Annotated in this window: 25 protein-coding genes; 19 read left to right on the top strand and 6 right to left on the bottom strand. The window is 67.7% G+C overall.

Annotation, left to right across the window (positions count from 1 at the left end):
- Positions 1-79: 79 nt before the first annotated feature.
- Positions 80-1,471, bottom strand: coding sequence for a DNA repair protein RadA (gene radA, locus ACCD11_RS25435; RefSeq protein WP_413315955.1), 1,392 nt, complete (start codon positions 1,469-1,471; stop codon positions 80-82).
- 100 nt (positions 1,472-1,571) lie between these two features.
- On the opposite strand from radA, the gene hpaR reads away from it, so the two are divergent.
- The 16 genes from hpaR to ACCD11_RS25355 all read left to right on the top strand — a co-directional run bounded on the left by hpaR (position 1,572) and on the right by ACCD11_RS25355 (position 15,318).
- Positions 1,572-2,006: a homoprotocatechuate degradation operon regulator HpaR gene (gene hpaR / locus ACCD11_RS25430; protein ID WP_007836792.1), complete on the top strand. Its 435-nt coding sequence runs from the start codon at positions 1,572-1,574 to the stop codon at positions 2,004-2,006.
- Entirely contained in the window at positions 2,003-2,638 is a 636-nt protein-coding gene (locus tag ACCD11_RS25425; protein WP_007836790.1) for a fumarylacetoacetate hydrolase family protein, read from the top strand. Before hpaR ends, ACCD11_RS25425 begins: the two co-directional genes overlap by 4 nt.
- Entirely contained in the window at positions 2,635-3,405 is a 771-nt protein-coding gene (locus ACCD11_RS25420; protein ID WP_413315954.1) for a fumarylacetoacetate hydrolase family protein, read from the top strand. Before ACCD11_RS25425 ends, ACCD11_RS25420 begins: the two co-directional genes overlap by 4 nt.
- 42 nt (positions 3,406-3,447) lie before the next feature.
- Complete coding sequence (locus tag ACCD11_RS25415) at positions 3,448-4,440, top strand: Bug family tripartite tricarboxylate transporter substrate binding protein (protein WP_413315953.1); 993 nt, start codon at positions 3,448-3,450, stop codon at positions 4,438-4,440.
- A 20-nt stretch (positions 4,441-4,460) separates the two neighbouring features.
- The gene (hpaE, locus tag ACCD11_RS25410) at positions 4,461-5,927 is read left to right on the top strand and encodes a 5-carboxymethyl-2-hydroxymuconate semialdehyde dehydrogenase (protein WP_007836784.1); all 1,467 of its coding nucleotides are present in this window, start codon (positions 4,461-4,463) and stop codon (positions 5,925-5,927) included.
- Entirely contained in the window at positions 5,924-6,898 is a 975-nt protein-coding gene (locus ACCD11_RS25405; RefSeq protein ID WP_413315952.1) for a tripartite tricarboxylate transporter substrate binding protein, read from the top strand. Before hpaE ends, ACCD11_RS25405 begins: the two co-directional genes overlap by 4 nt.
- Before the next feature lie 3 nt (positions 6,899-6,901).
- Positions 6,902-7,237 (top strand): aromatic ring-opening dioxygenase subunit LigA, encoded by a 336-nt coding sequence (locus ACCD11_RS25400; RefSeq protein WP_413315951.1) that lies wholly within the window; start codon positions 6,902-6,904, stop codon positions 7,235-7,237.
- A complete protein-coding gene (locus ACCD11_RS25395) occupies positions 7,234-8,061 on the top strand; it encodes an extradiol ring-cleavage dioxygenase (protein ID WP_413315950.1) in 828 nt (275 codons plus the stop codon). Before ACCD11_RS25400 ends, ACCD11_RS25395 begins: the two co-directional genes overlap by 4 nt.
- A gap of 13 nt (positions 8,062-8,074) precedes the next feature.
- Positions 8,075-8,482: a 5-carboxymethyl-2-hydroxymuconate Delta-isomerase gene (locus ACCD11_RS25390; protein WP_413315949.1), complete on the top strand. Its 408-nt coding sequence runs from the start codon at positions 8,075-8,077 to the stop codon at positions 8,480-8,482.
- Between the two features lie 10 nt (positions 8,483-8,492).
- Positions 8,493-9,296 (top strand): 2-oxo-hept-4-ene-1,7-dioate hydratase, encoded by an 804-nt coding sequence (gene hpaH / locus ACCD11_RS25385; RefSeq protein WP_413315948.1) that lies wholly within the window; start codon positions 8,493-8,495, stop codon positions 9,294-9,296.
- Positions 9,297-9,432: 136 nt separating this feature from the next.
- Complete coding sequence (hpaI, locus tag ACCD11_RS25380; RefSeq protein WP_413315947.1) at positions 9,433-10,254, top strand: 4-hydroxy-2-oxoheptanedioate aldolase; 822 nt, start codon at positions 9,433-9,435, stop codon at positions 10,252-10,254.
- 25 nt (positions 10,255-10,279) lie between these two features.
- A complete protein-coding gene (locus ACCD11_RS25375) occupies positions 10,280-10,750 on the top strand; it encodes an ester cyclase (RefSeq protein ID WP_413315946.1) in 471 nt (156 codons plus the stop codon).
- A gap of 4 nt (positions 10,751-10,754) precedes the next feature.
- Positions 10,755-12,488 (top strand): dihydroxy-acid dehydratase, encoded by a 1,734-nt coding sequence (ilvD, locus tag ACCD11_RS25370; RefSeq protein ID WP_413315945.1) that lies wholly within the window; start codon positions 10,755-10,757, stop codon positions 12,486-12,488.
- A 36-nt stretch (positions 12,489-12,524) separates the two neighbouring features.
- Positions 12,525-13,517, top strand: coding sequence for a Bug family tripartite tricarboxylate transporter substrate binding protein (locus ACCD11_RS25365; protein WP_413315944.1), 993 nt, complete (start codon positions 12,525-12,527; stop codon positions 13,515-13,517).
- An 18-nt stretch (positions 13,518-13,535) separates the two neighbouring features.
- On the top strand, positions 13,536-14,327 hold the full coding sequence (locus ACCD11_RS25360; protein WP_413315943.1) for a class II aldolase/adducin family protein: 792 nt from the start codon (positions 13,536-13,538) through the stop codon (positions 14,325-14,327).
- A 13-nt stretch (positions 14,328-14,340) separates the two neighbouring features.
- On the top strand, positions 14,341-15,318 hold the full coding sequence (locus ACCD11_RS25355) for a 2-dehydropantoate 2-reductase (protein ID WP_007831665.1): 978 nt from the start codon (positions 14,341-14,343) through the stop codon (positions 15,316-15,318).
- A gap of 57 nt (positions 15,319-15,375) precedes the next feature.
- Here ACCD11_RS25355 and ACCD11_RS25350 read toward each other — a convergent pair whose 3' ends face one another.
- Both ACCD11_RS25350 and alr read right to left on the bottom strand, forming a co-directional pair.
- On the bottom strand, positions 15,376-16,098 hold the full coding sequence (locus ACCD11_RS25350) for a hypothetical protein (protein ID WP_413315942.1): 723 nt from the start codon (positions 16,096-16,098) through the stop codon (positions 15,376-15,378).
- Positions 16,095-17,204, bottom strand: a complete 1,110-nt coding sequence (alr, locus tag ACCD11_RS25345; protein WP_007831670.1) for an alanine racemase — start codon at positions 17,202-17,204, stop codon at positions 16,095-16,097. The genes ACCD11_RS25350 and alr overlap by 4 nt, the downstream gene beginning before the upstream one ends.
- A 182-nt stretch (positions 17,205-17,386) precedes the next feature.
- On the opposite strand from alr, the gene lplT reads away from it, so the two are divergent.
- From lplT to ACCD11_RS25330, 3 genes are all read left to right on the top strand, one after another.
- Positions 17,387-18,691: a lysophospholipid transporter LplT gene (lplT, locus tag ACCD11_RS25340; protein WP_413315941.1), complete on the top strand. Its 1,305-nt coding sequence runs from the start codon at positions 17,387-17,389 to the stop codon at positions 18,689-18,691.
- 112 nt (positions 18,692-18,803) lie between these two features.
- Positions 18,804-19,697: a DMT family transporter gene (locus ACCD11_RS25335; RefSeq protein ID WP_413315940.1), complete on the top strand. Its 894-nt coding sequence runs from the start codon at positions 18,804-18,806 to the stop codon at positions 19,695-19,697.
- A 9-nt stretch (positions 19,698-19,706) separates the two neighbouring features.
- Positions 19,707-20,195, top strand: a complete 489-nt coding sequence (locus ACCD11_RS25330; RefSeq protein WP_007831681.1) for a glutathione peroxidase — start codon at positions 19,707-19,709, stop codon at positions 20,193-20,195.
- Between the two features lie 4 nt (positions 20,196-20,199).
- Here the strand turns inward: ACCD11_RS25330 and ACCD11_RS25325 are convergent, their stop codons facing one another.
- From ACCD11_RS25325 to ACCD11_RS25315, 3 genes are read right to left on the bottom strand one after another with little or no spacing between them, the layout of a single operon-like run.
- Positions 20,200-20,652: a hypothetical protein gene (locus tag ACCD11_RS25325; protein WP_413315939.1), complete on the bottom strand. Its 453-nt coding sequence runs from the start codon at positions 20,650-20,652 to the stop codon at positions 20,200-20,202.
- A 3-nt stretch (positions 20,653-20,655) separates the two neighbouring features.
- Positions 20,656-21,516 carry an OmpA family protein gene (locus ACCD11_RS25320; RefSeq protein WP_413315938.1) on the bottom strand — a complete coding sequence of 287 codons (861 nt, stop codon included), beginning with the start codon at positions 21,514-21,516 and terminating at the stop codon, positions 20,656-20,658.
- Between the two features lie 20 nt (positions 21,517-21,536).
- A complete protein-coding gene (locus ACCD11_RS25315; protein WP_413315956.1) occupies positions 21,537-24,995 on the bottom strand; it encodes a YadA family autotransporter adhesin in 3,459 nt (1,152 codons plus the stop codon).
- Positions 24,996-25,372: the final 377 nt, after the last annotated feature.

Raw genomic sequence — 25,372 nt, 5'->3', positions numbered from 1 at the left:
GGGGTTTCGGGGGGGGGGGCCCGGCGCCACGGTGCGCCGGGCCATTTTTTCCCGGACTTCCCGGTCACTGATCAATCAATCAGTCGAGGCGGCGGACCACGTCCATCGCCTCTTCGATGCGGTCGACGGCGTGGATCGTCAGCCCTTCGATTTCCTTCGCGCCCTTGCGGGGCGCGTTGGCCTTTGGAACCACCGCCACGCTGAAGCCCAGCTTGGCAGCCTCGCGCAGGCGCTCCTGCCCGCGCGGCGCCGGCCGCACCTCGCCGGCCAGGCCCACCTCACCGAACGCGATGAAGCCCTTGGGCAGCGGTTTGCCGCGCAGGCTCGAGGTGATGGCCAGCATCACGGCGAGGTCGGCCGCGGGCTCGCTGATGCGCACGCCGCCCACCGCGTTGACGAACACGTCCTGGTCCATGCAGGCCACGCCCGCATGGCGGTGCAGCACCGCCAGCAGCATCGCGAGGCGGTCGCGGTCCAGGCCCACCGACAGGCGGCGCGGGCTCGGACCGCCGTTGTCGACCAGCGCCTGGATTTCCACCAGCATCGGCCGCGTGCCTTCGAGCGTCACCAGCACCACGCTGCCGGGCACCGGCTCGGCATGCTGGCTCAGGAAGATGGCGCTCGGATTGGTCACGCCCTTGAGGCCGCGCTCGGTCATGGCGAACACGCCGATCTCGTTGACCGCGCCGAAGCGGTTCTTGATGGCGCGCACGAGGCGGAAGCTCGAATGCGTGTCGCCCTCGAAGTACAGCACCGTGTCGACCATGTGTTCGAGCACGCGTGGGCCGGCCAGTGCGCCTTCCTTGGTGACGTGGCCCACCAGCACCACGGCCGTGCCGCCGGTCTTGGCGAAGCGCGTCAAGTGCGCCGCGCATTCGCGCACCTGCGCGACGGAACCGGGGGCTGACGTGAGCTGGTCCGAATAGACAGTCTGGATCGAATCGATCACCGCGATGGCCGGACGCGTGGCGTCTAGCGTGGCGATGATCTTCTCCAGCTGGATCTCGGCCAACACCTGCACCTGAGAGTGATCGAGCCCGAGCCGTTTGGATCGCAGCGCCACCTGCGCCCCGCTTTCTTCACCGGTGACATACAGCGCGTTCTGCCCCGCGCGCTGCAGCGCATCGACCGCCTGCAGCAGCAGCGTCGACTTGCCGATGCCCGGGTCGCCGCCGATCAGCGTGACGCCGCCCGAGACGATGCCGCCGCCCAGCACGCGGTCGAGCTCGTCAATGCCTGTGGGCGTGCGCGCGACGTCGGTCGCTTCTATTTCCGACAGCGTGGCGAGCTCCGACGCGCCCGCGAGCGATGCGAACTGCGTACCGAAGCGGTTGTTGGCCGGGCCGCTGCCCGCGCCCGCGACTTGCTCGATCAATGTGTTCCAGGCGCCGCAGCTCGGGCATTTGCCGAGCCATTTGGGGCTGGTGCCGCCGCATTCACTGCAGACGAAAAGTGTTTTGTCCTTGGCCATGCGGCGAGTTTAGGTGTCCGCACAAACCCTGATGACTGACAGCTAGGAAAGCTTTGGCGAATCATTTAACATGTTAAGTAATTTCAAAGAGAGACGCGTCTTGAGCACGACATTCACGCACCGCAATTTGCCGCGCCTGCTGCTGCAGGCCCGCGAAGCCGTGATGGCCCACACCCGGCCCAGCCTGCGCGAGCACGCGCTGTCCGACCAGCAATGGCGCGTGCTGCGCGTGCTGGGCGAACACGGTGCGGTCGACACCGGCCGCGTGGCGCGCGAAGCTTTCATCCTCGGGCCCAGCCTCACCGGCGTGCTTGCACGCATGGAGCGCGACAACCTCATCACCCGCGCGCGCGACCCTGCCGACCAGCGCCGCACCGTGGTCGAGGCCACGCCGCACGGCATGAAGCTGGTGAAGCGGCTGGGCACCAGCATCGAGGCGCATTACGACTGGATGGAAAAGTCGCTCGGCAAGGCCAAGCTCGCGCAGCTCTACGGGCTGCTCGACGAACTCATCGCACTGGAGCAACCTTCATGAGCAGCGCCCCCCATTTCCTGCCCACCGGCACGGTGTACGGCACCCTGCTGAACTTCCGCGCCGAAGTGGTGGCGCTCGCAGCGCAGATGACGCAGCCGCCCTACAAGGCACCGCCGAAGGCGCCCGTGCTCTATGTGAAGACGGCCAACACCTGGAGCCCGCACGGCAGCGCCATTGCAGTGCCGGCGACCGTGCCCGAGGTGGAAATCGGCGCAAGCATCGGCATGGTGATCGGCGCCGAAGGCGATGTCGAGGGCTTCGTGCTGATGAACGATCTGTCGATTCCCCATGCGAGCTTCTTCCGCCCGCCGGTGAAGTTCAAGTGCGTCGACGGCTTCCTCGGCATCGGCCCCGTGCTGCGCGACGCACAGGAGGTGGCCGACCCCGCGAACTTCCTCGTCGAGGTGCGCATCGACGGCGAGCTGAAGCAATCCATCGTCTTCTCGCAGCTCGTGCGCCCGGCGCAGCAACTGCTTGCCGATGTCGGCGAGTTCATGACGTTGGCGCACGGCGACGTCCTGATGCTCGGCTGCGACCTTGGCCGTCCGCTGGCCCGCGCGGGCCAGCGCATCGACATCTCGGCGCCGGGCTTCGAGACCCTGAGCAACACGCTGGTGAAGGAGGCCGCATGAAGCACGCACGCGTCATCTTCGAAGGCCGCGAGCATTCCGGCACGAGCCATGAGTTCAATGGGCAGCAAGACGCCGCCGTGCGCCTGGACGACGGCCGCATCGTGCCGCAGGAGCAGCTCGTCTGGCTGCCGCCGCTCGCGCCCACGGCGCGGCCGCGCACCATCCTCGCGCTCGGCCTCAACTACGCCGACCACGCGAAGGAGCTCGAGTTCAAGGCACCCGAGGAACCGCTGGTGTTCGTCAAGGGCCAGAGCACGCTCATCGGCCACCGCCAGCTCACGCACCGTCCGGCCGGCGTGCAGTTCATGCACTATGAATGCGAGCTCGCCATCGTGGTCGGCAAGACCGCGAAGAACGTGAAGCGCGATGACGCGTATGACTTCATCGGCGGCTACACGGTGGCCAACGATTACGCGATCCGCGACTACCTCGAGAACTGGTACCGCCCCAACCTGCGCGTGAAGAACCGCGACACCTGCACGCCGCTGGGTCCGTGGTTCGTCGATGCGGCCGACGTGCCCGACCCCATGGCTCTTGCATTGCGCACCACGGTCAACGGCACGGTCACGCAGCAAGGCAACACGCGCGACATGATCTTCGACGCGCCCTTCCTCATCGCGTACTTCAGCCGCTTCATGACGCTGTCGCCGGGCGACCTGATCCTCACGGGCACGCCCGACGGCGTGGTCGATTGCAAGCCGGGCGATGTGGTCGTGACCGAGATCGAGCACATCGGCGCGCTGGTCAACACCATCGACGCGGCCTGAACCCTTTTTCCTGTCACACATCAACAAGCGGAGACAAACGCAATGAACGCCGGAAAGAAAACGCTCGCCCTCGCCGCCGCCCTCGTGGCCGTGAGCGCCTCGATGTTCGCGCTCGACGCGCCCGCGCAGACTGCGGCCTTCCCCACCAAGCCCGTGCGCTGGGTGGTGGGCTACCCGGCGGGCGGCGGCACCGACTTTCTCGCGCGCACGGTCGGCGCGCAGGTATCGCAGCAGCTAGGCCAGCCGGTGCTCGTCGACAACAAGCCCGGCGCGGGCGCGATCATCGCGTCGGAGAACGTGGCGCGCGCACCGGGCGACGGCTATACCGTGTTCTCGGCCGACAACGGCGTGCTGGTCTACAACCCCGCGCTCTACAAGAAGCTGCCCTACGACGCCGAAAAAGACTTCGCGCTGGTCGGCATGATGGGCCGCTCGCCGCTCATCCTCACGGCCGCGCCCAACGCCGGCATCGCCGATGCCAAGGCATTGCTCACCGCGCTCAAGGCTTCGCCCGGCAAGTACAGCATCGCCACGCCGGGCACCGGCAGCCCGCACCACCTGGCGCTCGAGTTGTTCCAGCGCGAAGCCGGCGTGTCGATGCTGCACGTGCCGTACAAGGGCGGCGCGCCCGCACTGCAGGACCTGATGGGCGGCCAGGTCACGCTGATGATGCTCGACCTGCCCAGCGGCGTGAGCGCCGTCAAGGCCGGCAAGGTGGTGCCGCTTCTCGCCATGTCGGCCGAGCGTGTGCCGCAGCTGCCGAACATTCCCACCGCGAAGGAACTCGGCTTTGCCAACGTCGAGGCCTACACCTGGCAGGGCCTCGTCGCGCCCGCGGCCACGCCGAAGGAAGTGCAGGCGAAGCTGGGCGCCGAGCTTCAGAAGGCCATGGCCGATGGCGGCGTGCGCCAGAAGCTCTACGACGCGGGCTGGGAAGCACGCCCCGCCGACGCCACCGAAATGACGCGCTACACCGACGCCGAGCGCAAGAAATGGCATGCCCTGATCAAGGCGCGCGACATCAAACTCGATTGAACCGGACCGGACACTTCTTCATGCAACAGATCGACCATCTCATCGGCGGCAAGTCCGTCACGGGCAAGGACTACTTCGAAACGGTCAACCCGGCCACGCAGGAAGTGCTGGCCGAAGTCGCCTCGGGCGGCGAAGCCGAAGTGAACGCTGCCGTGGCCGCCGCCAAGGAAGCCTTTCCCAAATGGGCCGGCTTGCCCGCGCCCGAGCGCGCCAAGCTGATCCGCAAGCTCGGCGACCTGATCGCGAAGCACGTGCCCGAGATCGCGCAGACCGAGACCGACGACTGCGGCCAGGTGATCGCGCAGACCGGCAAGCAGCTGATTCCGCGCGCGGCCGACAACTTCTACTACTTCGCCGAGATGTGCACGCGCGTGGACGGCCACACCTACCCGACGCCCACGCACCTGAACTACACGCTGTTCCATCCGGTGGGCGTTTGCGCGCTCATCAGCCCGTGGAACGTGCCCTTCATGACCGCCACCTGGAAGGTCGCGCCCTGCCTGGCCTTCGGCAACACGGCGGTGCTGAAGATGAGCGAGCTGTCGCCGCTGACGGCCGCGCGGCTGGGCGAACTGGCGCTCGAAGCGGGCATTCCGCCCGGCGTGCTGAACCTCGTGCACGGCTACGGCAAGGAGGCCGGCGAGCCGCTGGTGGGGCACCCCGACGTGCGCGCCATTTCGTTCACCGGCTCCACCGCCACCGGCAACCGCATCGTGAAGAGCGCGGGGCTGAAGAAGTTCAGCATGGAACTCGGCGGCAAGAGCCCGTTCGTGATCTTCGAAGACGCCGACCTCGACCGCGCGCTCGACGCGGCCGTGTTCATGATCTTCAGCAACAACGGCGAACGCTGCACGGCCGGCTCGCGCATCCTGGTGCAGCAGTCGATCTACGCCGACTTCGCCGCGAAGTTCGCGGAGCGCGCCAAGCGCATCACGGTCGGCGACCCGCTCGACGAGAAGACCATCGTCGGCCCGATGATCTCGCAGGCCCACCTGGCCAAGGTGCGCAGCTACATCGAGCTGGGCCCGAAGGAAGGCGCGACGATGCTGTGCGGCGGGCTCGATGCGCCGTCGAACCTGCCGGACCGCGTGAAGAAGGGCAACTACGTGATGCCCACCGTGTTCGCCGATGTCGACAACCGCATGAAGATCGCGCAGGAAGAGATCTTCGGCCCCGTGGCCTGCCTGATCCCGTTCAAGGACGAGGCCGATGCCATCCGGCTGGCCAACGACATCCAGTACGGCCTGAGCAGCTACGTATGGACCGAGAACATCGGCAAGGCCCACCGGGTGGCCGCCGCCGTGGAAGCCGGCATGTGCTTCGTCAACAGCCAAAACGTTCGCGACCTGCGCCAGCCCTTCGGCGGCACCAAGGCCTCGGGCACGGGGCGCGAAGGCGGCACCTGGAGCTATGAAGTGTTCTGCGAGCCGAAGAACGTGGCGGTATCGCTGGGTTCGCACCATATTCCGCACTGGGGCGTTGCATGAACACGCGGCGCCGCACGCTGCTGCAAGGCGCGGCCGCACTCGCCGCGTTGCCCTCGCTCGCGCGTGCCCAGGCCGCCTGGCCCAACAAGCCGATCCGCGTGATCGTGCCCTTCCCGCCCGGCGGCACCACCGACTTCGTCGCGCGGCTGGTGGGCACCGAGGTGGCGAAGGCGCTGGGCCAGCCGGTGATCGTCGACAACAAGCCCGGTGCAGGCACGGTGATCGGCGTCGATGCCGCCGCCAAGGCCGCGCCCGACGGCAACACCTTCGTCTGCGTGGCCAACAGCTTCGCGGCCAATCAGAAGCTGATACGCAAGCTGCCCTACGACACGCAGAAAGACCTGCGCCCCGTCGCCCTGATGGGCATGTCGGAGCACGTGCTGGTCACGCACCCCGCGAGCGGCCTGAAGACGCTGGCCGACCTGCGCAACGCCGCCAAGGCCAAGCCCGGCACGCTGAGCTTCGCCTCCTTCGGCAACGGCACCTCGGCGCATCTCTCTGGCGAGATGCTCAAGCTGCAGATGGGCCTGGACATCGTGCACGTGCCCTACAAGGGCCAGGGCCCGGCGCTCACCGACCTGCTCGGCGGGCAGGTGACGATGATGTTCGGCAACTGGCCCGAGTTCCGCGGCCACATCCAGAGCGGCAAGCTGGTGGCGCTGGGCATGGCGACCGCGCAGCGCTCGCAGTACGCGCCCGCCATACCCACACTGGCCGAACAGGGCGTGCCCATCGAGTCCAATTCGTGGAACGGCCTGCTAGCGCCGGCCGGCACGCCCGACGCCATCGTGCAGCGCGTGAACGCCGAGGTGAACCGCGCGCTCGCGGGCCCCGCGTTGACCGATGCCTTCCAGAAGGGAGGCATCGCGTCGCTGTCGGGCACGCCGGAGCGCTTCGCGGCCTTCATCCAGAGCGAGATCGCGAAGTACGACGACGTGATCCGCAAGGCCAACATCCAGATCGAGGGCTGAACCATGAGCCTCTATGCGATGCAGAAATTCCTCTTCGCGCTCAACCGCGAACCCGAAGTGCAGCGGCGCTATGCCGAAGGGGGCGACACGCGCACCGCGCTGCTCGCCGGCTATGACCTCGACGACGAAGAGCGCGAAGCAATCGATTCAGGCGACATCGGCAAGCTCTACGTGCTCGGCTGCAACGGCCAGCTGCTGATGCATTTCGCGCCCCTGCTCGGCATTCCGTGGGCCGATTACCTCGAAGCCATGCGCGAAGGCGTGCGCAAGTACGGACCGGTGCGCGCGGGCATCTATGCGATGACGACGGGCACAGACGAAAAGGTGGCAGGCGTATGAGTCTGGTTTTTGCAGGCGTGTGCAGCCACGCCCCCGGCATCACCGGCCGCGCGCATCTGGCGGACCCGGCCGTGAAGGACGAGTTCCATGCGCAGTTCCACCGCTTCGGCGAGGCCATGCGCGCCACCAAGCCCGACGCGGTGATCGTGATCGCCGCGGAGCACTTCGCGAACTTCTTCATGAACAACATGCCGGCCTATGCCATCGGCATGGCCGACAGCTACGAAGGCCCCATCGAAGACCCGAAGTGGCTGGGCATCGAGAAGCACACCATCCCCGGCGACGCAGCACTGTCGCAGCGCCTCATCCGCGAGGTGATGCAGACAGTGGACGTGGCCTATGCGGAGGAATGGAAGTTCGACCACGGCATCATGGTGCCGCTGAACTTCCTCACGCCGAACTTCGACACCAAGGTCATCCCCGTGAACATCAACTGCCAGGGCCCGCCGCTCACGCCGCTGCACCGCGCCTGGGTCTTCGGCGAGGCCTTGCGCCGCGCCTGCGACAAGGTGCCCGAGCGCATCGCGCTGGTGGGCACGGGCGGTATCTCGCACTGGCCGGCCACGCCCGATTCTGGCAAGGTGAACGCGGAGTGGGACGCCGAGTTCATGCGCCGCTGGTGCGCCAACGATCGCGAGGGCATGCTCTCGCTGGACGACTATGGCGACGAAGCCACCTACCGCGAGGCGGGCCAGGGCGGCTTCGAGATCCGCACCTTCCTCAGCGTGGCCGCGGCCGCGCGCGGCAAGGGTGAGATCTTCCATATGAAGGCGATTCCGATCTTCGCGGTAACGTGCACGGCCGCGACCATGTCGGTGGAATGAACGGAGAACAGCAATGCCCCATCTGGTGATCCTCTACACGCCGAATATCGAGGCCGAGACCGACATGTCGGCCCTGTGCCGCACGCTGGCCGACACCATGCTGGAGCAGCGCGACGAAGCCGGCAAGCCGGTGTTCCCCATCGGCGGAACGCGCGTGCTGGCCTACCCTGCGGCGCACCACGCGGTGGCCGATGGCAAGGCCGACTACGCCTTCGTTTACCTCAACCTGCGCATGGCTGCGGGCCGCGCCGAGGCGGTGAAGAAGAAGGCCGGCGACGATCTGCTGGCCGGCGTGCGCGCGCATTTCGCGCCGATCTTCGACCAATGCCCCATCGGCATCACGCTGCAGATCGACGAAAGCCCCGGGCAGGTGTACGACGGCAAGCACAGCAACCTGCATCCCCTGTTCAACAAGAACTGAACGAAGCCACATGCTCTCCAAAGCCACCATCGCCCAACTGGCCGCCGAGTTGCACGAAAGCGAGAAGTCGCGCGTGCAGGTCGAGCACTTCTCCAAGCGCTTTCCCGAGATGACCGTGGAAGACGGCTACGCCATCTCGCGCGAATGGGTGAAGGCCAAGATTGCCGAAGGCCGCACCGTGAAGGGCCACAAGATCGGCCTGACCTCGCGCGCCATGCAGCAGTCCAGCCAGATCGACGAGCCCGATTACGGCACGCTGCTGGACGACATGTTCTTCGAGCAGGGCGGCGACATCCCGTTCAAGCGCTTCATCGCGCCGCGCGTCGAGGTGGAGCTGGCCTTCGTCCTCGGCAAGAAGCTGCGGGGCCCGAACGTGACCATCTTCGACGTGCTGGCCGCCACCGACTACGTGGTGCCGGCCATCGAGATCATCGATGCGCGCATCGAGCAGTTCGACCGCCACACCAAGGCGCCGCGCAAGGTGTTCGACACCATCGCCGACAACGCGGCCAATGCCGGCATCGTGATGGGTGGCCGGCCGGTGAAGCCCGACGCGGTCGACCTGCGCTGGGTGAGCGCGCTGCTCTACAAGAACGGCGTGATCGAGGAATCGGGCGTGGCCGCGGCCGTGCTCAACCACCCGGCGACCGGTGTGGCGTGGCTTGCGAACAAGTTGGCGCCGTGGGACGAATGCCTCGAAGCCGGCGAAGTGGTGTTGGGCGGTTCGTTCACGCGGCCCACCACCGCAGTTCCCGGTGACACCTTCCACGCGGACTACGGCCCGCTCGGCTCCATCTCCTTCCGATTTGTATGAGGCTCGCCCCCAGGCTTCGCGCACTTCGTGTCGCTTCGCCACCCCCCCTACCGGGGGCAACGCCAGCGGCCCGGCAAAGCCGGTTCCGAGGTGTTCCACGAATGAAGACATCACCCTTCCACCTCCCGGACTAAACATGCACACCCCCATCAACACCTTCAAGCAAGCCCTTCAATCAGGCAAGCCCCAGATCGGCCTGTGGGTCGGGCTGGCCGACGGCTACGCCGCCGAGATCCTGGCCGGCACCGGCTACGACTGGCTGCTGGTCGACGGCGAGCACGCGCCCAACGACCTGCGCTCGGTGCTCGCGCAGCTGCAGGGCATTTCGAGCGCATGGTCGGCGCAGCCCGAGTCGGAGCGCTCGCACCCCGTCGTGCGCATTCCGGTCGGCGACACCACGCTGATCAAGCAGCACCTCGACATCGGCGCGCAGACGCTGCTGGTGCCGATGGTCGACACGGCCGAGCAGGCGGCGCGGCTGGTGCAGGGCATGCGCTACCCGCCCGAAGGCATCCGCGGCATGGGCAGTGCGCTGGCGCGCGCCTCGCGCTGGCAGGCCTACCCCAACTACCTGCACGAGGCCAATGCGCAGACCTGCCTGCTGGTGCAGGCCGAAACGGTGGAGGCAATGAAGAACCTCGACGCCATCGCGGCCACGCCGGGCGTGGACGGCGTGTTCATCGGCCCGGCCGACCTGTCGGCCTCGATGGGCTTCGTGGGCCAGCCGAACCACCCCGAGGTGCAGGCCGTGATTGCCGACGCGATTGCGCGCATCCGCAAGGCCGGCAAGGCGCCGGGCATCCTGTCGACCACCGAGGAACAGGCACGCAAGTGGCTCGCGGCCGGCGCGCTGTTCGTGGCGGTGGGCGTGGACACCATCGTGCTGGCGGCGGCGGCGAAGCAGCTGCTGGGCATGTACAAGGCCGCGCCCGGCACCGCCTCGCCCAACGGCTACTGATTTTCTTCACACCGGAGCACGCTCGATGCAACGCATGACTTTGGCGGCCATCGCCACAGCAGCCACCCTCTTCCTCGCCGCGTGCGCACCCATGGGCGCCGGCAAGCAAGGCGCGACCGCCCAGCAGGAAGCCAACCGCCAGGCGGTGCTCGCCTTCTATGAAAAAGGCCTGAACCAGAAGGACGCCGACGCAGCGCTGCAGTACGTGGGCAGCCGCTACGTGCAGCACAACCCCACGGCGGCCGACGGCCCCGAGGGTTTTCGCAAGTTCATCGCGTTCCTGCGCGAGAAGTTTCCGAACTCGCGCAGCGACATCAAGCGCAGCTTCGTCGACGGCGACTACGTGATCCTGCACGTCAACGCGGTGCGGGAACCGGGCACGCGCGGCAGCGCCATCGTCGACATCTTCAAGCTGGAGAACGGCAAGATCGTCGAGCACTGGGACGTGGTGCAGCCCGTGCCGGAAACCGCTGCAAACAAGAACGGGATGTTCTGACCCCATGACCGCGCCCGCCGACCCACCCAAGCGCTTTCGCTCCGCCACCATCCGCGAGGGCACGATCCGTGCGACCACGCGCAGCTTCCTGCATGCGCTGGGACAGGACGACGAGGACATCGCGCGCCCGCACATCGGCGTGTTCCATACGGGCGGCGAGATGAGCCCGTGCAACCTCAACCTGCGCGAGCAGGCGCAGCACGCCAAGACCGGCATCTATGCGGGCGGCGGCACGCCGCACGAATGCCCGGTGGTGTCGATCAGCGACGGGTTGACGATGGCGCACTCGGGCATGCGCTTCTCGCTGATCTCGCGCGAGCTGATCGCCGACAGCGTGGAAGCCTCCACGCGCGGCCACCAGTGGGACGGGATCTTCGCCATCGGCGCGTGCGACAAGAACCTGCCCGGCCTGATGATGGGCATGGTCCGCTGCAACGTGCCCAGCGTGTTCGTGCATGGCGGCTCGGCGCTGCCTGGCCAGATGCCGGGGCCGGACGGGCGCGACCTGAACGTGGTCGACACCTACGAGACCATCGGCAAGGTGCTGGCCGGCACCGCCACGCACGACGAACTCGACGCGATGAGCCGCGCCTGCCTGCCGACGGCCGGCGCCTGCGCAGGGCAGTTCACGGCCAACACGATGGGCATGGTGTCGGAGGCACTGGGCCTCGCGCCCATCGGCTCGAGCATGGTGCCTGCCGTGTTCAGCGAACGCGCGCCGCTGATGCGCCGCGCCGCGAAGACGCTGATGAAGGCAGTGATGGGCGACAGCCCGCTGCCGCGCGACATCGTCACGCGCAAGGCGCTGGAAAACGCCTGCGCCGTGGTATCGGCCACGGGCGGTTCGACCAATGCCGCGCTGCACCTGCCGGCGATTGCGCACGAAGCCGGCATCAAGTTCCACCTCGACGACGTGGCCGAGGTCTTCGCGCGCACGCCGCTCATCGCCGACCTGCGCCCCGGCGGCCAGTACCTTGCGCGCGACGTGTTCTACATCGGCGGCGCGGGCGTGATCCTGCGCACGCTGCTGGAGCAGGGCTTCCTGCATGGCGATGCGCTCACCTTCACCGGCCGCACGATGGCCGAGGAACTGGCCGGCGCCCTTGCGCCTGATGGTCGCGTGGTGCGCGAGGCCGGCAACCCGATCACGCGCGACGGCGGCCTCGCAGTGCTCAAGGGCAACCTCTGCCCGGACGGCGCGCTGCTCAAGACGGCGGGGCTCCAGGGGCTGGTGTTTCGCGGGCCGGCGCGCGTCTTCAACTCGGAGGAAGAAGCGCAGACCGCCGTGCAGAACCGCCTGTACGAACCCGGCGACGTGATCGTGATCCGCAACGAAGGCCCCAAGGGCAGCCCCGGCATGCGCGAGATGCTCGGCATCACCGCCCTGCTCTACGGCCAGGGTATGGGCGACAAGGTGGCACTGCTGACCGACGGGCGCTTCTCGGGCGCCACGCGCGGCCTGTGCATCGGCTACGCGGGGCCCGAAGCGGCCGACGGCGGACCGATTGCGGCGCTGCGCGACGGCGACGTGATCGCCATCGACGCGCGTGCCGAGGCACGCTCGATCACGGTCGATCTCACCACGGAGGAAATCGCCGCGCGGCTCGCCCGACGTGAGGTAAACGCGGGGGCGGCCCGCGGGGGCTTGCTGGAAAAATACGCGCTCACCGTGCGCCCTGCCCATCAGGGCGCCGTGACCCACTCGGGCGCGGTCACCTGGCTGCGCGACGAGTCTTGATCGACCCTCCATAACCACCGTCCGGAGAGAGACACCATGAGCTTCACCCGCCGCCAGATCCTGCAGACCACCAGTGCATCCGCCTTGATGGCCAGCCTTGGCCAGAACGTCTTCGCGCAGGCGATGAGCATCGAGACCGCCACCATCGTCACCGGCTTCGCGGCCGGCGGCACCTCGGACACCACCTGCCGGCGCCTCGCGCAGAAGCTCAGCCCCGAGTACGCGAAGGTGGCGGTGGTCGAGAACCGCACCGGCGCGGGCGGCCAGATCGCCGTGAGCTACGTGAAGGGCCGCCCGGCCGACGGCAGCACCATCCTGCAGACGCCGACCTCGATCCTCACGATCTATCCGCACATCTACAAGAAGCTGCCGTACGACCCGATGGTCGACATCACGCCCGTCAGCCTGGCCTGCATCTTCGACTTCGGCTTTGCCGTGGGCCCGGCCGTGCCGGCCAGCGTGAAGACGGTGCCCGAGTTCCTGGCCTGGGCCAAGGCCAATCCGGCCGGCGCCAACTACGGTTCGCCCGCCGCGGGCTCCACGCCGCACTTCATCGGCGCGCTGCTGGGCAAGAAGGGCGGCGTCGAGCTCAAGCACGCGGCCTACCGCGGCACGCAGCCCGCCATGCTCGACCTGCTGGGCAGCAACATCTCGGCGGTGTCGGGGCCGATCGGCGACATCACACAGCACCTGCCCTCAGGCAAGGTGCGCATCCTGGGCGTCTCGGGCGCCAAGCGCAGCCGCTTCGCGCCCGAAGTGCCCACCTTCGGCGAACAGGGCATCAAGGACATGGCGCACAGCGAATGGTTCGCCTTCTTCCTGCCGGCCAAGGCCTCGCCCGAGCTGGTGGCGAAGCTGAACACCGCAATGAAGAACGCGCTCGCGCAGAAGGACGTGATCGACGGCCTCGGCACATTCGGCCTGGAGGCGATGTCTTCCACGCCGGCCGAGCTGGCCGAGCTGCTGAAGAAAGACACCGCCAAGTGGGCGCCGATCGTCAAAGAGGTCGGCTTCACCGCGGAGGGTTGAACACATGAAGGAACTGCCATGAACACACTCGCCACCACCGCGCCGCCGGCGCTGGTCCATCCCTCGCTGCACCCCGACGAGCGCACCGCGCGCGAGCAGCTCGCGGCCTGCTACCGCGTGTTCGCGATGCTGGGCTGGACCGAGATGATCTACAACCACATCACGATGCGGCTGCCCGACAGCGTGACGGGCGGGGAGAAGCAGTTCCTCATCAACCCCTTCGGCCTGCACTACAGCGAGGTCACTGCGAGCAACCTGGTGAAGATCGACCTGCAGGGCAAGGTGCTCGACGGCTCGACCCATCCGGTGAACCCGGCCGGCTTCACGGTGCATGCCGCCATCCACGACGGCCTGCCCGGTGCGCACTGCGTGATGCACACGCACACCACGGCCGGCGTGGCCGTGGCCTGCCTGCAGGGCGGGCTGCAGCAGACCAACTTCTATACCGCCCAGCTGCACGACATGGTGGCGTACCACGACTTCGAGGGCATCACCATCCATGCCGACGAAGGCCCGCGCCTGCTCAAGAGCATCGGCAACCGCAACGCGGTGATCCTGCGCAACCACGGGCTGCTGGCCTGGGGCCAGACGCTGCCGCAGACCTTCGCGATCCTCTGGACGCTGCAGCGCGCCTGCGAGATCCAGATGGCCACCTTCTCGATGGGCGCGGCCATTCCGGTGAGCGATGAAATCGCGCAGCGCTGCACGCGCGACGCGCTGCAGTTCAGCCCCGAGCATGGCGCGGGGCAGGACGTGTTCGATGCGCTGGTGCGGCAAGTGGACCGCATCGACCCGAGCTACCGCAACTGAGGCGCCTGTTCCCATGAAGATTTGCATCTACGGCGCCGGCGCGATCGGCGGATGGATTGGCGTCGGCCTCGCACAGGCAGGCCAACGCCTCAACGTGGTGGCGCGCGGCGCCACGCTCGATGCGCTGCAACGCGACGGCCTCTCGCTCATGCGTGGCGATGTGCGCACGCGTGTGCCGGTGAACGCGGTGGCCGACCCCGAAGCGCTCGGTGTTCAAGACCTGGTGGTGATCGCCGTGAAGGCGCCCGCGCTGGCCGGCGTGGCCGAGCGCATCGGGCCGCTGATCGGCGCCGACACCATCGTGCTGGTCGCGATGAACGGCGTGCCATGGTGGTTCCTCGAAGGCGGCTTCGGCGGCGAGATCACGGGCCACCGGCTCGCGGCGGTGGACCCCGAAGGCGCTATTGCCAAGGCCATTCCCGCGCGCAACGTGATCGGCTGCGTGGTGCACGCGAGCTGCTCGCTCGACGGACCCGGCGTGGTGCGGCATCACTTCGGCAACGGGCTGATCGTGGGCGAGCCTTCGGGCGAAGCCACGCCGCGCGTGCAGAAGCTGGTCGAGCTGCTGAACGCCGCAGGCATCGACACCACGCTGTCGCCGCAGATCCAGAAGGACGTGTGGTTCAAGCTGTGGGGCAACATGACGGTGAACCCGATCAGCGCGCTGACGGGCTGCACCACCGACCTGATCATGGACGACGACTACGTGCGCGGCTTCATCTCGGCGGTGATGCTGGAGGCCAAGGAGATCGGCCGGCGCATCGGCATCGAGATCACGCAGAGCCCGGAAGACCGGCATGCGATCACGAAGAAGCTCGGCGCGTTCAAGACCTCGATGCTGCAGGACGTGGAAGCCGGCCGCTCGGTGGAGCTGGACGCGCTGGTGACCGTGGTACGCGAGCTGGGCGAGTTGACTGCGGTGGCCACGCCCTTTACCGACGCGCTGCTGGGCCTGGCGCGATTGAGGACGCGGCAGCTCGGCCTGTATTGAGCGCGTCATGCACACCATCGCGGCGCGCAGGAAGGCGGCGCTGCTCGCGCTCGGTGCTCAGTGCTTCTTCAGCAGGACGCGCACCGCCTCGGGCAGGGAGTTGACCTGCGGCATGAAGTGGTCGAGCAGCGCGCCCAGGGCCACCGCGCAGACCACCGCGCCCAGCAGCGGCTTCCATGTGAGCCGCACGGCCGCCATGAGCCAGCCCTCGCGCGCCACGCGCACCGCGGCGCGGGCCGACACGTACGAGAACGCGACCTCGATGGCCACGGCCAGCAGCGCGTCCCAGCCGAAGTACAGCAGCACGAGCGAACCGGCGCCGAGCACGACGGCCGCGCAGATCAGGAAGATGGCGATCACCGGCACGACGATGACTGCGCCTTCGTCCGCCCCGCCCGCGATGTCGAGCGCGCCGCTCGCCACGTCGGACAGGCCGCTGCCGTCGCCGGCGCTCGCATGGCTTTGGGAACCACCGCCGAAGTCCAGATCGGGCGCATCGACGTTGGCGTCCACCTCGCGGCCCTCCACCAGGCGCCTGGCCCACCAGCGCAGCACCAGCAGATAGCCGAGGTATCCCACGCCCAGCGTGAGGAGGTAGCGCACCGCCAGCGAGTGCACATGCAGCAGGTGCATCTGCAGCGCCGACACGCCCCACATCAGCAGCATCGTGAACGTGCCGATCAGGATGCCGTGCGTGCGCAGGCTGTAGCTGCGGTGCAGGTCGCGTTCGACCTGCGTTTCCCACAGGCGCACGGAGCGCCAGTCGGAAAGGATCTTCATCGGCCTTCGGTGGGGGCCGGATCGGCGAAAGGCACGCGCTGCGCCACGGCGCACATGAGTTCGTAGCCGATCGTGCCCGCGGCCTTCGCAACCTCGTCGATGGGAAGCACCGCGCCGGTCTTCGCGGACTTGCCCCACAGCGTGACCTCGCTGCCGAACTTCGCGTCGGGCACGTTCGTGAGGTCGACGGTGATCATGTCCATGCTCACGCGGCCGACCATGTGGGTGCGCACGCCGTTCACCAGCACCGGCGTGCCGCTGTCGCAGTGGCGCGGATAGCCGTCGGCATAGCCGACTGCCGCGATGCCGATGGTGAGCGGCCCCTGCGCCGTGAACCTGGAGCCGTAGCCGATGGTGTCGCCGGCCTTCAGCGTCTGCACCGAGATGATCTGGGTCGACAGCGTCATGGTGGGCTGCAGCTGCCAGTGCGCCGCATCGTGCTCGGGAAAATCGGGCGCGCTGCCGTACAGCAGGATGCCGGGGCGCACCCAGTCGCCGCGCGTCTGCTCGGCATGGCGCAGCGTGGCGGCACTGTTGGCGATGGAGCGCTCGCCCGGCAGGTCGCGCGTGGCGCGCTCGAAGGTCGCCAGCTGGTGGGCGATGCCGCGCGCGCCGTCGGCGTCGCTGAAGTGGGTCATCAGCGAGATCTCGTCGACCTGCGTCAGCGCGTTCAGGCGGGTCCAGGCGGAGCCGAAGCGCTCGGGCGTGAAGCCCAGGCGGTTCATGCCCGAATTCATCTTCAGGAACACGCGCTGCGGCTTCAGGGTCTTGTGGGCGGCGAGCATGTCGATCTGCTCGTCGCAGTGCACGGTGTGCCAGAGGTCCAGCCGCGAGCACAGCTCCAGGTCGCGGGCGTCGAACACGCCTTCGAGCAGCAGCACCGGGCCGCGCCAACCGAGTGCGCGCACGCGCTCGGCCTCGGCCAGGTCGAGCAGCGCGAAGCCATCGGCGCCCCGCAAGCCTTCATAGACCCGCTCGATGCCATGGCCATATGCATTGGCCTTGACGACGGCCCAGACGCGGGCTTCGAGGGCCGAGCGACGCGCCCGCTCGAGATTGTGACGCAGGGCGCCGGTGTGGACGGTGGCGAGAATGGGACGCGGCATGGGAATTCCGGGGAAGACTCGGGGACAATGCAGACCACGTTTTAGCATCTTCGGGAATGGGGTTGAACACCGTAGGGATCCCTAATTCCGTGCCCCACCCCCATGCTATAACCGCCCATTCGCCCGCAGCGCAACACTTTTTCACTACCGCCAGCAGACCCCTCTGGCCAGCCAGCCCATCGATGAAGCGCGGTTTCTACACGATCATGTCGGCCCAGTTCTTTTCGTCGCTGGCCGACCAAGCGCTTTTCGTTGTTGCGGTCGACCTCATGCGAGGTTCGGGTGCGCCCGAATGGCAGCGCGCAGCCCTGGTGCCTATCTTCGCGGTCTTCTATGTGGTGCTGGCACCGCTGGTGGGCGCTTTTGCCGACGCCTTGCCCAAAGGCAAGGTGATGTTCATCAGCAATGCCATCAAGGTGGTGGGCTGCCTGATGATGCTGTTCGGCTCGCATCCGCTGCTGTCGTATTCGATCGTGGGGCTCGGCGCCGCGGCGTATTCGCCGGCAAAGTACGGCATCCTGACCGAGCTGCTGCCGGCATCCCAACTGGTGAAGGCCAACGGCTGGATCGAAGGACTGACCATCGCGTCGATCCTGCTGGGCATCGTGCTCGGCGGCTCGCTGGTGGGGCATGCCATTTCCAGCAAACTGCTGGCCTTCGACCTCCCGTTCATCGACACCGGCATCGACTCACCGGCCGAGGCCGCGATCTCGGTGCTGATCTTTGTCTACGTGCTGGCAGCATGGTTCAACACGCGCATCCCGCACACCGGCGTCGAGATGCGCCCGCTGCGCTCCAACCCCGAACAGGGCCTGGCGCGCAACATCGCCGCGCTGCTGCCCGACTTCTGGCACTGCAACGCCCGCCTGTGGCGCGACCGCCTTGGCCAGATCTCGCTGGCCACCACCACGCTGTTCTGGGGCGCGGGCGGCAACCTCAAGTACATCGTGCTGGCCTGGGCCTCGCTGGCTCTGGGCTACAACACCACGCAGGCCTCGGCGCTGACGGGCGTGGTGACCATCGGCACGGCCGTGGGCGCGATCGTGGCCTCGATGCGCATGCGGCTGGACATGGCCACGCGAGTGATCCCCATGGGCATCGCGATGGGACTGATGGTGATCTGCATGAACTTCATCGGCAACGTGTGGCTGGCGGTGCCGTTCCTGATCCTGCTGGGCGGCCTGGGCGGTTTCCTGGTGGTGCCGATGAATGCGCTGCTGCAGCACCGCGGCCACAACCTGATGGGCGCGGGCCGCTCCATCGCGGTGCAGAACTTCAACGAGCAGGCCTGCATTCTCCTGCTCGGCGGCTTCTACAGCGTGTGCACGGGCCTCGGCCTCTCGGCGTACGGCGCGATCAGTGCGTTCGGCCTCGTGGTGGCGGGATGCATGTGGCTCATCAAATACTGGTACGACAGCAACCTGAAGAAATACCCGGAAGAGATCGAGCATCTGCTGGCCATCGCCCGCAGCGACAAGCATCATTGACCTCCCCCAGGCTGCGCGCACTTCGTGTCGCTGCGCCTTCCCCCTCGCCGGGGGCGACACCAGAGGCCCGGCAAAGCCGGTTTCTCGGTGCCCCACGAAAATTTCCGCTCCAATGCAAGCAGCTCTCGCGCTCGTCTTCAACGCCTTCGTCTGGGGCGTTTCGTGGTTTCCGTTTCGCCAGATCGCGAGCCACGGCCTGCATCCGCTGTGGACCACCTGCCTGATCTACCTGGTCATCGCCGCCGCGATGGGGCTTTTGCGACGGCACGCGTGGAAAGGTTTCATTGCCTTTCCGATGCTGGCACTGCTGGGCCTCGCGGCCGGCTTCACCAACGTGGGATTCAACTGGGCCGTGACACAGGGCGACGTGGTGCGCGTGGTGCTGCTGTTCTACCTGATGCCGCTGTGGAGCGTGCTGCTGGGCTGGCTGCTGCTGGGCGAGCGGCCGACCGGTGGCGCGCTGGCGCGCGTGGCGCTGGCGCTCACCGGCGTGGTGGTGGTGCTGAAGGCGCCCGGCACCGAATGGCCGGTGCCGTCGAGCCTGCCCGACTGGCTGGGCATGGCGGCGGGCTTCAGCTTTGCCGTCACCAACATCGCGCTGCGCCACCTGCGACAGGCGCCGGGCGAGTCGCGCGCGCTGTCGATGTTCTGCGGCTGCGCCTTCGTGGCCGGCGCCGCGGCGCTGGGCGGCACCGCGCTCGGCGCGTTCGATTCGCCGCTGCACGCCTCGCCGGGCTGGCTCGGCTGGGCCGTGCTGCTGGGCACCGGCTTCGTCTTCGCCAACGTGTGCCTGCAGTACGGCGCGGCCCGGCTCCCGGCCGCCGCGACCTCGGTGATCATGCTGTCGGAGGTGCTGTTCGCGAGCGTGTCGTCGGTGGCGCTCGGCGCGGCCACGATGGAGCCGCGCATCCTCGCCGGCGGCGCGCTGATCGTGCTGGGCGCCGTCTGGTCGGCGTTTGCACGAACGCCCGGGCGGAGTGATGATCGCGCCTCTTCCCCCACCTGAGGAAACAGCATGACCAGCGTCTACGACTTCGAGGCCAACCGGATCGACGGCAAGCCGGTAAAGCTCTCCGCCTTCAAGGGCAAGGTGCTGCTGATCGTCAACACCGCCAGCAAATGCGGCTTCACGCCGCAGTTCGCGGGGCTGGAGGCGCTGCACGAGAAGTACGCCGACCAGGGGCTCGCGGTGCTGGGCTTTCCGTCGAACCAGTTCGGCGCGCAGGACCCGGGCACCAACGAGGAAATCGGCGCCTTCTGCACCACGAACTACGGCGTGAGCTTCCCGATGATGGAGAAGATCGACGTGAACGGCAGCAACGCCGCGCCGCTGTACCAGTGGCTCACGAAGGAAAAGCCGGGCCTGCTGGGCAGCACGGCCATCAAGTGGAACTTCACCAAGTTCCTCATCGGGCGCGACGGCACCGTGCTCAAGCGCTACGCGCCGCTGGACACGCCGGCCTCGCTGACGCGCGATGTGGAGGCGGCGCTGGCGGCGGGCTGATTCATCAAGGCCCGACGCGCAGGAACCCGATGCCTGCGTGCCGCCCATCCCGGCCATCGCGCCGATCCAGCGCGTTCAGCCACTCGATCAGCGCATCCTCGTCGACCGGCGAAGGCAGCAGCCGGAACGACTCCTGCGCCAGCACCTGCGCAGGCAGCCGATGCACGATCTGCAGCTCGGTGTGATGGGCGACATACAGCACCGGAAGCGGCCGGCCCGCGGCATCCTCCACGTCGGACAGCTTTGAGATCGTCTTCGCGGCGTCCGCATGGATCCCGATGATGACGGCGTCGAACTGATGCCCTGCGCGGATCGCCGCTACCAGTTCGGACATCCGGCCGAAAGGCGCGCTGTCCGCGCCCAGGACCGACAGCGAATTGGAGGTGCAGATGCGCTGCAGCGCATCCGAATCCACCAGGGCAATCCGATACTCCCTGGGGATCCAGGATGCGTTCACAGGCTACTGCTCCCCGGCGACGTCGATCTCGACGCGGCGGTTCGGCTGCAGGCAGCGCAGCAGGGCCGGCGAACTGCGCGTGCCCTCGCAATCGCTGACCACCGGCTGGCGCTTGCCCATGCCCGCGGCGCGGATCAGCTTGCCGTCGATGCCCTGCTTCACCAGCAGATCGCGCACGGTGTTGGCGCGGGCGAGCGACAGCGCCTCGTTGTAGGCGTCGCTGCCGAGCCGGTCAGTGTGCCCCGTCACCACGATGTAGTGCAGCGACCTGAAGTTGCCCCGCAGCTCGGCGGCCAGCCGCTCGATGCGCACCTGTCCGTCGGGGAGAAGGTCCGACAGCGAAGAGCCGTCGAAGCGGAACAGGCCGTCGGCATTCAACGTGACCTTCTGCGGCGGCGCCAGCCTGGTGCTGGCCGGAATCGGCGTAGCCGCCGGCGGCTGCGCGAGCAAGGCGCAGTCGGGGTTCTTCCACCAGCCGCCCGTCGACACGCCGTCGCCGCTGAAGCGCACCATGTACTGGCAGGTCACATAGTCGGCGCTCTTGCCCGTGCGGAAGTGGAAGATGTAGTTCCACTCGCGCACGCCCCAGAGTCCTTCGCTGAAATGCGGCCAGCCCAGCAGTTCGCGCACCTGGTCCTTGCCCATGCCGGTGCGCATGCGTGCGAATGCATCGGTGCCGGGAAAGGCGCCCTGCTTCCACTTGGCGCTGCCAAGGTCCGGAAAGTCCTCGGGCCTGGGCGCCTCCGGCCGTTCCGATGCGACGCGCGCCTGCGCGTCCTTGTCGATGGCGGCGCCCGGCGACGCACAGCCCTGGAGCACCAGCATTGCCGCTGCCAGTGCAGTTCCACAGATCGTTCGATTCATGATTTCTCTTCTCCCCGCGCTCAATTGAAGACCCACTCGGCGCCGACCGTGGCGGCCGCTCCCGCGCGACTCATGCCCACGCCGCCCGTCAGGCTCCATGCGTTGTTCTCCGAGGTGCGGCGGAAGCTCACGCCCACCGCGCTCTCGCCCTTGAAGACGCCGTAGCCGATGCGCATCACCGTCTTGCCGGGCACGTAGGTGCCGGGCATCTGCACCGCCATGGCGGCGGCCACGCCGGCGTAGGCATTGCGCGCGACGCCCCGGATGTCGCTGCCGAGCGCGTTGACGCGCGCATCGGTGTAGGCCGTGTTGGCCGCGCTGGACTGGTTCAGCTGCTGCACGTTGACGGCATCGGTGGGCGCCACGCCAGGCGCCACGTTGTGCACCGCCACCGGCCCGGCGGCACTGCCGTTGCCCATCGTCACGCTGTTGTAGTTGACGCTGCCATCCACGTTCGTGTCGTAGCGCACGCTGCCGGCCTGCACCGCCTGCAGCTGGCGCACGTTCACCGCATCGGTGGCCTGCGTGCCGCCCGCGACGTTGGTGATCTGGCGCTCGTTGCCTGCACTGCCCACCGACACCGCGCCCTGCGCGGACAGCACCGAGACGTTCGAGAACATCTCGCGCTGGCCGTTCATGCCGGCGCGGTCGGCCGATGCGCCGCTGCCAAGGGCCACGCCGCTGCTGGTGGTGGCGATGGCATTCGCGCCCAGCGCGATGCTGCTTGCGCCATTCGCCTGCGCGCCGCTGCCGCCCGCAAAGGCGCTGTTGCCCAGCGCGATCGCCTGCGGCCCGATGGCCACGCTCTCCGCGCCGGCAGCCTGCGAGTCCGCGGCCTGCGAGTTGGCGTGGAAGTACTTGATGCCTGCACCACCGACCTGGATGTTGTTGATGGCCTGGTTGGTTGCATAGAGCTGGCTGCCGTTGATCGCGTCCGTGCTGGTGGCGCTGATCTGGCCGGCCGCCACGTTCTGGATCTGGCGCTCGGCCCCTGGCGCGCCGACGCTGACCACGCCCACCGGTGCGGCGCCGGCGAAGTCGTAGGTCTGTCCCCGGATGGTGGTGCTGGCCGTGGGCGTGGCCGCGGCGGTGGTCGAGCCCGCGCCGAGCGCCACGCTGTTGTCGGTGCTGGCGGTGGCGTTCGGGCCTACGGCCACGCTGTTGGCGGTGGTGGCACTGGCATTGGTGCCCACGGCCAGCGAATTGACCGCACCGGAGCCGACGCTCGCTCCCGCGCCGACAGCAATGCTGTTGGCCGCGCTCGCGCCGCTGTTGTCGTAGTTGCCCTGCCTGGTGCCGCCGTCGTTCACGCTGTAGTAGTGCGTCTGCGCGTTGTTGACGATGGTGGTGATGCTGCCGCCCAGCGCATTGACGGTGCTGGCGACCGCGTACAGCTGGCTGCCGTTGATGGCATCCGTGCTGGTGCTGCTGATCTCGCCCGGCGCCACGTTGACGATCTGCCGCTCGGCGCCGGGGGCGCCCACACTCACCACGCCCGCGGCGGTGCCGGCAAAGTTGCCGTAGGTGATGGACGGCCCCGGCGCATAGCTGACCGAGCCGTCCGGATTGAGCGTGGCGATCACGCCCGGCACCGTGGCGCTGCTGACCTGCACGGCCGCCTTGTCGGCGCTGTCGTTGCCGAGCACCACGTTGTTGGCGTTGGCCACCGTGACGTTGTTGCCGAGCACGAAGCTCTGGTTGGCGCCGACCGCGATGGTGTTGTTGTTGCCGATGGCGTAGCTGTCGTCGGCGTCGATATAGCTGGGGTCGCCGATGGCGCCGGAATGCGCGCCATTGACCTGGTTGCCGGTGCCGATGCTGATCGACTGGAGGCCGTTCGCACGGGCGCCGTTGCCGATGGCGATAGCGCTGTTCTGAGAGGCCCGCGCTTGCGAGCCAATGGCCACGGTGTCATTGGCGGTGATGCCCGTACCGGCCATGAAACCGCTGGCGATGTTGTAGTCGCCGGTCACGTTGATGCCCGTCAGGAAGCCGCTCGCGACATTGTTGCTGCCGGTCACGTTATAGCCTGCGACGTAGCCGCTCGCGACGTTGCCGCTGCCTTCGACGGAAGCCCCGGCGCTGTTGCCGCTGGCTACATTGTTGCTGCCTATCGTGTCCGCCCCCGCTGAGGCGCCCAGGTAGGCATTTCCGCTGCCTTGCAGGCTGACCCCGGCCCCGGAACCGATGCCCGTATTGCTGGACCCCGACGCCGGATTGAGACCCGAAGCATTGGCCGATGCCAGCGCATTGCTGCCCAGCGCCGTGTTGGCGCTGCCGTCCATGAAACGCATCGCGTTCTGGCCGACAGCGGTGTTGTGGACACCGTTGGTATTGCGCCCGGCCTCCTGGCCGATGAAGGTCGCATACTGGTACTTCGAGTTGGTGCCCGCCTGCGCCCCGACCATCACGCTGTCGGACAGGTAGCCCGGCTGCGCCAGCATGGTGGCGTTCAAACCTGCATTGGTGCCGATGACCACTTCCTGCGCGTCATGCGACTTCGCGTTGTTGCCGATGGCGATCGACGAGTAGAACGTCGAAGGCGTGGTCGCGCCGGTGGAAACGGTCCCCGACACCGACGCGCCCGTGCCGATGGCGATGCCGCCGGTGGCGATAGCTCCCACGCTCGCGCCGTTGCCCATGGAAACCGAATTGGCGGCCTGCGCCGTCGCATTCACGCCCGCCGCCAGGCTGTTCAGTCCCGTGGCGCCATTGTTGCTGTAGTTGCCTTGCTGCGTGCCCCCGTCGTTCACGCTGTAGTAGTGCACCGCGCCCGCCGCCGCCGCGCTGGACACCGCCTTGAGCTGGCTCACGTTGACCGCATCGCTGTCCGCGGCGCCGGCGGCCACGCCGGTGATCTGGCGGAACTTGCCGTTGGCCGCGTCGCCCACGCTGACGGCCGCCAGTGTGCCGGTGGTTGAGGTGATGGCGCTGGCCTGTGCCGCGGCGGCGCTCGGTGGAACGTAGGGCGCGATGCCCGCTGCCGTGCTTGCCACCGACCCCTGCCCCAGTGCCACGCCGCCAGGCTGCGTCACGCTGGTGTCGCTGCCCAGCGCCACGGCCCCGCTGACGCTGGCGGTCGTGGCGCCGGCCGCATCGGCGCCCAGGTGGACGTTGTTGCCCAGCACGAAAGCATCGCTGGTGGTGGCGCCAATGGTGTTGTTGTTGCCGACGCTGTAGCTGTTGGCGCCGTTGATGATGCTGGGGTCGCCGACGGCGCCCGAGTGGTCGCCGCCGACCGCGTTGCCGGTGCCGATGCTGATGGACTGCAGGCCTGTGGCTTTTGCGCCGGTGCCGATCGCTATGGCGCTGTCCTTGCCGGCCAATGCTCTGGATCCGATGGCGACAACATCGTTGGCCGTGACACCAGCAGCAGTCGCTTCATCGACGTTCGCGAAATAGCCGATTGCGACGTTGCGACTGCCGGTGCTTCCGTAGCCTGACGCATAGCCTCCTGCAAAGTTGTAGTCGCCCTTCACGCCCCCGCCCGAGGAGTCTCCAATCGCAACATTGGAGTTCCCCGTGACGGACGTGCCTGCGCCGCTACCAAAGGACGAATTGCTGGATCCGGTCGAAGAACTGCCCGCCGAATAGCCGAAGCCTGCATTTGAATCCCCCTGGCTTCCTTCCAACGCGAAGGTCCCAAAACCGGCCAGTCCGTAGCCCGAGGAGTCGCTGCCCGCGTTCGCACCAAAAAAGGAGCTGGTGGTCGCTGTCGATCGCGAAGCTGCTTGGTACCCAACCGCGATCGATCCGTTCGTGCTGGATCCCTGGCCCGCCGATTCACCGATGAAGTAGCTGTTGCTTGAGGTGGAAGATTCGCCTGCCCTTTGTCCGATGGCGATATTCGAACCCA

This window comes from Variovorax sp. Varisp36, assembly GCF_047304235.1.
In the GTDB taxonomy this organism is placed as follows: domain Bacteria; phylum Pseudomonadota; class Gammaproteobacteria; order Burkholderiales; family Burkholderiaceae_C; genus Variovorax.
Note: the sequence above shows the minus strand (reverse complement) of the source record. Positions and strands in the feature narration are given on the sequence as shown.